This is a genomic window from Streptococcus sp. k-402, from assembly GCF_013277515.1.
Taxonomy (GTDB): domain Bacteria; phylum Bacillota; class Bacilli; order Lactobacillales; family Streptococcaceae; genus Streptococcus.
The window spans coordinates 1-4,666 of the sequence record NZ_VMNB01000014.1; the positions used below are offsets into that span (position 1 = coordinate 1).

The 4,666-nt window shown below is 38.6% G+C and carries 4 protein-coding genes; 3 read left to right on the plus strand and 1 reads right to left on the minus strand.

Features of this window, described 5'->3' with window-relative positions; all coding sequences use genetic code 11:
* The first annotated feature begins 181 nt into the window (after positions 1-181).
* From HT724_RS09155 to HT724_RS09165, 3 genes are all read left to right on the plus strand, one after another.
* Positions 182-469, plus strand: coding sequence for a hypothetical protein (locus tag HT724_RS09155; protein ID WP_078373521.1), 288 nt, complete (start codon positions 182-184; stop codon positions 467-469).
* A gap of 406 nt (positions 470-875) precedes the next feature.
* Positions 876-2,366, plus strand: a complete 1,491-nt coding sequence (mobV, locus tag HT724_RS09160; protein ID WP_173276859.1) for a MobV family relaxase — start codon at positions 876-878, stop codon at positions 2,364-2,366.
* A gap of 975 nt (positions 2,367-3,341) precedes the next feature.
* Positions 3,342-4,151 (plus strand): replication initiation protein, encoded by an 810-nt coding sequence (locus HT724_RS09165; RefSeq protein ID WP_173276860.1) that lies wholly within the window; start codon positions 3,342-3,344, stop codon positions 4,149-4,151.
* A gap of 173 nt (positions 4,152-4,324) precedes the next feature.
* Here HT724_RS09165 and HT724_RS09170 read toward each other — a convergent pair.
* Positions 4,325-4,666, minus strand: a 342-nt coding sequence (locus HT724_RS09170; protein ID WP_173293584.1) for a hypothetical protein, incomplete at its 5' end; no start/stop codon positions are given.

The window sequence follows — 4,666 nt, forward strand, 5'->3', positions numbered from 1 at the left end:
TCCAGTTGCAGTAGAATATGGGGTGATTTGGTTTGCTTTTGGAGTTTCGGCATATGTTGTAACAGTAAATGAAAGAAGAGTGAGAAAGGTAGTTATAAATAAAATAAGTTTTTTCATGGTAGTTCTCCTTTATTTTTTGTATGATTATATCAGAATATTTTAAAAAATGAAAGGGTTTTCTATGAAGGGTGATGTTTTTTTTGATTATTTTTTGAAATCACTTAGGTTTCATCTTGGTGATAGGTGTAAGGATATTGGATTTATAGAGTTTGCTAAGGATGAAAATAATAGTTTTATTATTATAAAGGATTATATTTTAGAATCATTAGTAGTGTTGTCAAATATTTTGAGTAAGGAGAGGATTGTGTTTTCTTGTGGGGTTATTCATAGTAAGGGGGGAGTTACTGGAGTAGAAGTATGTATGAATGTATTAGAGTTAGAAAGATTAAATAATTTGTATAAGATATAGTTTTGAAGAATATTAAAAAATATAATGGAAACTGTCTATGTAGGATGTGTGGAGTTGATAGTATCAATGTTTCCTATGGCGATAATTTTCTCAACTATGTTTACTTTGATTTTTTGGTCGGACAATAGCGAAGCCGTCCGACTGTCATTTTCAAAAAATGCCCTTGCGATTCGAGGGCTTTTTTTGTAGTCCGCCCTGGCATAAAGTGGGCGGACTAGCTCTCTGCAAGAGCCTTCGGAGAACGCACCTTTACGAAGTAAAGTATAGTGCGTTATACTTTACATGGAAGTTAGCCGAAATTTGTGCTAAAATTCTAGCTAGAATGTTATCACAATAGACGAGCAATAGGCTTGCCGGCTCGTCTGTCATTCGCTACTCGAATGACCCACCTGAGGAGGTAAAAGTTATGAGCTACATGGTTGCGAGAATGCAGAAAATGAAAGTTGGGAATTTGGGTGGCGCACATAAGCACAATGAACGGATTTTTGAAAAGCACTCAAACAAAGACATCGACACGAGCAGGTCACACCTCAACTACGAGTTGACGGATCGTGACCGCTCTGTGTCGTATGAACGGCAAATTAAGGACTATGTGAACGAGAACAAGAGTTCTAAACGTGGGATACGGAAAGACGCTGTTTTGTGTGATGAATGGATTATTACGTCAGATAAAGATTTTTTTGAAAAGTTGGGCCAGGAGCAGACGAGAAAATTTTTTGAAACGGCTAAAAACTACTTCGCGGAGAATTACGGAGAAACCAACGTTGCTTATGCCAGCGTACATCTTGATGAGAGTACCCCACACATGCACTTAGGGATTGTGCCAATGAGAAATGGTAAGCTGTCATCAAAGGTTATGTTTAACCGTGAGGAGCTAAAGCATATTCAGGAAGATTTGCCAAGGTACATGAATGAGCATGGTTTTGAGTTGCAACGTGGAAAGCGAGATAGCAAAGAACAGCATTTGAGTGTGGCGGACTACAAGGAAAAAATGGGGCGTGAAGCTCTTAATCAGGAATTGCTAGATTTAGGCGCGCCAAAATATTGGCATACGGAAGAACGTAGGCCTGCAACAATGTCAGAAATTCAAGATTATGAGGACATAGGTTCTTTGTTTGCAGATTCAGACGTGACATTTAACATCCGAGAAGCGACGTTGGAAGAGCGTTTCAAATGGCTAGACACTCATAGAAACGATTTAAGGGCAGATTTAGGACGTTTAGAGGGTGTCCTTGAGAAAAAGATTGACGAATACGGTAAAATCGATTCTGAGGCTTCTGAGAGGCTCTCAGAGCTATCTGAGGTAAATAGTCGTCAGGAGGAAATAAAGGGGTTAAAAAGCGATTCTAAGCGTCTGAGCGATGATGTGGTTCGTCTGGAGAGAGCTCATAGAGAAAAAACGCAACTTTTGGTGGAACAATCAAGTAACTTATCGAAAATTTCGTATAGAGATTTAGATAGACGTCGAGTTGCCAAAGAGTTGCAGGAAGAATTAGAAAATGCTACTCCTAAACTGTTTGGCGATGGCTTTAATTTTACTTCGGATTTTGTTGGACGACTGAAGACGTTTGTGTCTGATGTTGTAGAGAAGTTGGAGCAGGCGGTCAATCAAAATGAGTTACTTAGAAATGCACTAGCAGGCATGAAAGAAGCAAAGAGTAGGCTTGAAAATAGCCTATCTCATGCAGAATGGAAAAATCAGCAATTAGAGACTGAAAACAAAGCATTAAAGCTAGAAAACAGGGAGTTGAAAGTTTCTAAAAATCTCTTAGATGACCTTTCTGAAGTCATAACAGAAAAAGAAGTAACCAGTCTCAATAAGCGTTTAGAAAACTTAAGACAGACACGAGAACTGTCTAGGAAAAGACATGAGCCTACAAAAGGGCGGAGTATCTGAGCGATTTATGCCGTGAAAGCTATTTGACAATAAGCTAGGTCAAGTTAGACTGGTTAAGGCGGTTCAGTCTGAACTTTGTTCAGCTGACCGACAAACCAAAGACTAACGACCTAGGTTCCTTGTTGTCAAATAGACCATGGAATAAAGCAAGCGGACATGGTATAATAGCAATATTCTGGCACTAAGCCTTCGAAAGGAGGTGTTTAGCTTGTTAGAACTCATTACTCTTCTTGTTGTTGTCCGAGTAGTGTTGCCCTTAGCGTACGAGTTGGGGAAAGCCTATGGGATGAAGTGGATTGAAAAGCGCTTCGATGACAACGAGAAATAGTGTCACTTTTCACGAACGCTAGTGTGTTGTAGCTAGCGCAAAAAAAGCACCCTAAGTCTTGGCGGACAGGGTGCTTTTCGTTTAGCGTGATGAACTCACTACTCTTGTTGTTGATTAAATTATAACATAGTTTTATAATGGGTGTCAAAAATAGACATTTGTGATATAATCAAATTGAGGCGCCTCAGCGATACGGTCGGTGGCGTGAATCTCTTTATAGATCGGGCAACTGGAAACGGATAGCTCAAAGGGCACTATTTTGTGTCGGGTGTGGGACTGCCTTCAGCTTCGAGCTGTAAAGACCCCGGATGCATTTTTAAGAGATTGGCCCGATAGGGTCTTTTTTTTTGAAAAATTAAAAAAATGAAGGATTTTTTCTAAAGGAGTTACTTTCATACTTACTTTATAACTTACTTTATATATACTTTGGGGGTGCTAAAAAGTCAGTATTATCAAGGGTTTGCGAGGAGATAAGTGACAAAAAAGTACGTGATACATGACAAAAAAGTACGTGATACATGACAAAAAAGTACGTGATACATGACAAAAAAGTACGTGATACATGACAAAAAAGTAATAAATTACTTGAAGTTTGTCATGTAATATTATATAATCATTTATGACAAAAAAGTACGTGAGGTTAAGCCATGAAAAAAGGGAAGTCAGAAAATGCGTTTGAGGGCTTGATGTCTAGACAAGATTATCTAGTAGTACAAGCGAATGACCTAGCCAAAGCCTTTGGGAATTTAAAAGCCTTTGAACATAAGCTACTGGACTATTGTTTTAGCTATGTGACCAAAGAAAGCACTGCAACAGATACATTTACGACAAATGCAAAAGAGGTGCTGAAGCACTTTGGATTGAACGCTTCAGGGAAAAACTATGAGCGTGTGGCACGTGGCTTTAAAGCCCTAAACGAAAACACTGCGTTATATCTGCCAATCGTTGAGAATGGCGTTAAAGGGATATTGATGACCCAGTTATTTAGAAAAATTAAATTCTTAGCTAATGGCGAAGTGGAATTTATCTTTTCAGAAGATGCTGCGCCTTACGTATTTGCTTTACGTAGCCAGTTCTTCTCGTTCAAATTGGCAGAGTTAGCTCAAATCAAATCAAAGTATGCCATTGTTTTGATGAAATTGTGGGAAGCAAATCGCTTTAAAAATCAACGTGTCACAACCATTCAAGGAGATTTAGACGATTGGCAAGATTGGTTTTTAGGGGAAGAGAGAAGAATGCCCCCTGCAATCTTTGCAAGGAACTGTCTGAAAGTTGGGGCAGAAGAGCTAGAGAAAAAATTAGGGGTAGATGTTTATCTAAACGTAGTTAAAAATGGCCGAAAGGTCATAGGCTATGAAATGCAGATTACTGATAATCGACAAGTACCAACTGCAGAGATAATCAAGCAAGCTGAAGAAAGAAGTCGACAGACAGATATTTATGATTTTTTAGATTAAGCACTGTTCAAAAATCTAAGTATGGTTCAAATGGTTGTAACTGCCATGGAAAACACTTGTTTATATCTAATTTATGAGTAAAAAGATGCTATTGAGATGAAAAAGCAGCTCGATGTTGATGAAATTTAAAGAGACTGGGACAATTTTGTCCCAGTCTCTTTCTTGTTAGTGAATTATTCTTCGTATAGAATTTCAGGGTTCGGTATGCTCATCCCTGAACCACCACTACTGTAATTATTTGTTTCTGATTGAGGAAGTGCTATTTGTATTCCACCAGGGCCGTAAGCTACACCTGTAAAAGTTACTCTTTTTATTTTTCCGCTTACATATATTGAACCACTAACTGATTGTCCTGCCCTACCTTGACCGCTTACCGGGTAATATAAGGTACGGCCATTTGTTAATGTAATACGAACTCCTCCAGAGAATTGATAAGAGCTTTTAGTATAAGGTCGTGCGTACCACCATGCTCTACTTCGGTTATCATAAATTTCTATTTTGGAAACTCCACCATT